Origin of the sequence: Shimia litoralis (assembly GCF_005518135.1) — a bacterium.
Lineage (GTDB): Bacteria > Pseudomonadota > Alphaproteobacteria > Rhodobacterales > Rhodobacteraceae > Shimia_E > Shimia_E litoralis.
This window is the reverse complement of record NZ_SULI01000050.1, coordinates 1-2,807: the sequence shown is the minus strand read 5'-3', so window position 1 is coordinate 2,807 and position 2,807 is coordinate 1. Positions and strand designations below refer to the sequence as shown.

The following is a 2,807-nucleotide window of genomic DNA, read 5'->3' as shown; positions in this document are numbered from 1 at the left end:
CCAATTCCACTCCTCCAGGTACCGTCCTATCTGGACGCTGGTGGCAACGCGGCCGCCTTGGGCAAGAAGCCGAGAAACTGGTTCAGAACGGGCATGTGGTCAGCCTATTTTTGTTCTCTGCTACCAGCCTGTATCATCGTGTGCAATTTACGCCCGCAGGCGTATGGGAGCACCGCGGTGGAATATATGGTAAGTCAATCCGCACACAACCGTTGTTTCAAGTCCGAAGTTTCCGCCGACGCCTCAGGGAAGAGATAAACCGCATTGCGAACTTGCGCGGTATTTAGCAGGGTAATTTTTGTCTGTTGCGACGACCAAGAGAAATCATTTGGCAAAGCCGTGCCAAGAACAGGGAGGCCTTTTAAAGATCTCCCTCTCTTCGTTGAGGTACCGAATCTTGCGCCGAGGTCCATTTGTTTAGTGTCGATATTCTAGCGCCCAAAGTTCTGATCCACTTGCGCACGCGTTAGCCCACTGATTAGAGCGATGCGTATTGCATATTGGCTAAACTCGTCCGTCCGTTCACGGTCTCCTTTGTCGCAACACAAGCTATCAAAGAATCAACTTCTCAATCCGCGTATGTGCGGCCGCTAATTACCTTTGGCGTCGAGAAGATCCAATACGCGTCCAATGACCTCATCCTGCTGCTCATCAGTCATGTCGCTGCCCGATGGTAGGCAGAGACCATTAGCAAAGAGGCGCTCGTCGACGCCAGCGCCGTGGTAGGGTGCGCCTGCATAGAGTGGCTGCATGTGCATTGGTTTCCAGAGTGGGCGGCCCTCGATTTTGTGTTCTAGCAACATCAGGCGAATGTCTTCGCGCGTGACGCCTGTTTCGGTTGGGTCGATGGTCAGAGCTGTGAGCCATCGGGTTGTGTGCAATCCCTCTGGCTCGGGCATGAAGGCGATGCCGGGGCGGGAGAGAGCGGACTTGTAACGTGCGAAGATCTCGCGGCGGCGGGCGACGCGGATGTCCAGCACCTCCATCTGGCCTAAACCGATGGCGGCGCAGATGTTGGAGAGGCGATAATTATAGCCGTAGGTGGAATGCTCGTAATGTGGGGCAGGGTCGCGCGCCTGTGTCGCGAGAAAGTTTGCTTTCTCGGCCCAGGCCTTGTGACGGGTGACGAGCATTCCGCCGCCAGAAGTGGTGATGATCTTATTACCGTTAAAGGACAAGATTGCGGCATCGCCACCGGTGCCGGCTTTGCGGCCGTTCTTGTAGGAGGCGCCGAGGCTTTCGGCACTATCGACGATCAGGCGCACCCCGTATTGCTCGGCAAGGGCCTCAAGCGGGACAAGATCGGCAGATTGGCCGTAGAGATCGGTCGGCACTATGGCCTTGGGGAGCCGGTTCTCAGACGAGGCCTTGGCAAGTTCTTCGGCTAGACGTGCGGTGTCGAGGGTCCAGCTTGCGGGATCAAGATCGAAGAAACGCGGGCTCGCGCCAAGATAATTCACCGGAAAGATGCCGCCCGCGAAGGTCATGGAAGAAATCCAAACCTCGTCACTGGGGCCGACACCGGCGATCCGCAGGGCAAGGTGCAGGGCCGCCGAACCGGAGGACAGGCCAACGCAATACACGTCTGCGCCGAGGTAGTCGCGCACAGAGGCCTCAAAGGCATCGAGCTGTGGCCCGAGCGGAGCGACGAAATTCGAGGCGAAGGCTTCGGCAACGCGCTGTTCCTCGCGGCCGGACATATGGGGGCGAGAGAGGTAAATCCGCATGGATCAGTCCTTTATTAGAGGTTTGGCCGGATTGCCGACGACGGTAACATTTGGTGGCACATCACGGGTGACGACTGCGCCCATGCCGATGATAGCGCCAGCGCCAATTGTGTTTCCCTGACGGAGGACAGCACCCGAACCGATATAGGCGTGATCGCCGACGGTGACATCGCCGTTCACCTTGGCGCCCGGGGCAAAAGTGACGAAATCGCCAATGATGCAATCATGCTCGACATAGGAATAGAGATTGGCGTGAAAGCAGCGGCCAATGCGTATGTTGGATGTCAGTGTCACGAAGGGTGATAGGCAAGCGCCATCTCCTATTGCGACTTCATCCATCTGCACGACAGAAGCGGCGCGGGCCTCAATCAGAGGAATTTTCGCAGCGCTGCATTTTTCTGCGAGATTTTGGCGAGTTTTTGATGCAGCTATCGCGATGCTGACGGCCTTTTCACCAGATTGGCGTTCTAGAAAGTCGGTCCAGGTCAAAATATCATGGCCGTTCACGTAGCCTGGAGCTTGGCCATCGTCGATGAAAACAAGTTCGGTCGCGGGGTATTGTGCGCGAAGCAACGGCATGATCCCGCGTCCGCATCCGGCAGCGCCATATACACCGATCAACCGGCTCATGATCCGTTCCCCGTAAACTTTGGCATCGTGGCCTCGCCCGCGGCGGAAATGCCATCACGCTTGATCACCTTGCGAATGGTCAGCCAGATGATCTTGAGATCCAGCCGGAGGCTGCGGTTTTCGACATACCAGATATCGAGCGTGAATTTTTCGTTCCAAGAGATCGCGTTGCGGCCGTTCACTTGTGCCCAGCCGGTAACGCCGGGGCGAACCTCGTGGCGGCGGGCCTGTTCAGGGGAGTAGAGGGGCAGGTATTCCATCAGCAGTGGACGCGGGCCGACGAGGCTCATCTCGCCCTTCAGCACGTTCCAAAGTTCGGGTAGTTCGTCGAGCGAGCTGGAGCGCAGGAAACCGCCAAGCTTGGTGAGACGCTCCGCATCGGGAAGCTGGCGGCCATCGGCGTCAATCGCGTCGCGCATCGTGCGGAACTTGATCATTTGAAAGGGCTTA

3 protein-coding genes and 1 pseudogene are annotated in these 2,807 nt (G+C 57.3%); 1 reads left to right on the top strand and 3 read right to left on the bottom strand.

The genetic code is table 11. The annotated features are described in order from the left end of the window. A pseudogene (locus FAP39_RS17720) lies at positions 1–287 on the top strand (glycosyltransferase family 2 protein); the annotation flags it as partial. 303 nt (positions 288–590) lie between these two features. Here the strand turns inward: FAP39_RS17720 and FAP39_RS17225 are convergent. The 3 genes from FAP39_RS17225 to FAP39_RS17215 all read right to left on the bottom strand — a co-directional run. Further along, complete coding sequence (locus FAP39_RS17225; protein ID WP_138017606.1) at positions 591–1,727, bottom strand: DegT/DnrJ/EryC1/StrS family aminotransferase; 1,137 nt, start codon at positions 1,725–1,727, stop codon at positions 591–593. Between the two features lie 3 nt (positions 1,728–1,730). Continuing rightward, positions 1,731–2,357 (bottom strand): acetyltransferase, encoded by a 627-nt coding sequence (locus FAP39_RS17220; RefSeq protein ID WP_138017605.1) that lies wholly within the window; start codon positions 2,355–2,357, stop codon positions 1,731–1,733. After that, a partial coding sequence (locus FAP39_RS17215) for a sugar transferase (RefSeq protein WP_138017604.1) occupies positions 2,354–2,807 on the bottom strand: 454 nt, incomplete at its 5' end. The genes FAP39_RS17220 and FAP39_RS17215, both read right to left, overlap by 4 nt.

Bases quoted from the DNA above. Each gene is read 5' to 3' on its own strand.
- FAP39_RS17220 (WP_138017605.1), bottom strand. From the start codon at position 2,357: ATGAGCCGGTTGATCGGTGTATATGGCGCTGCCGGATGCGGACGCGGG.
- FAP39_RS17225 (WP_138017606.1), bottom strand. From the start codon at position 1,727: ATGCGGATTTACCTCTCTCGCCCCCATATGTCCGGCCGCGAGGAACAG.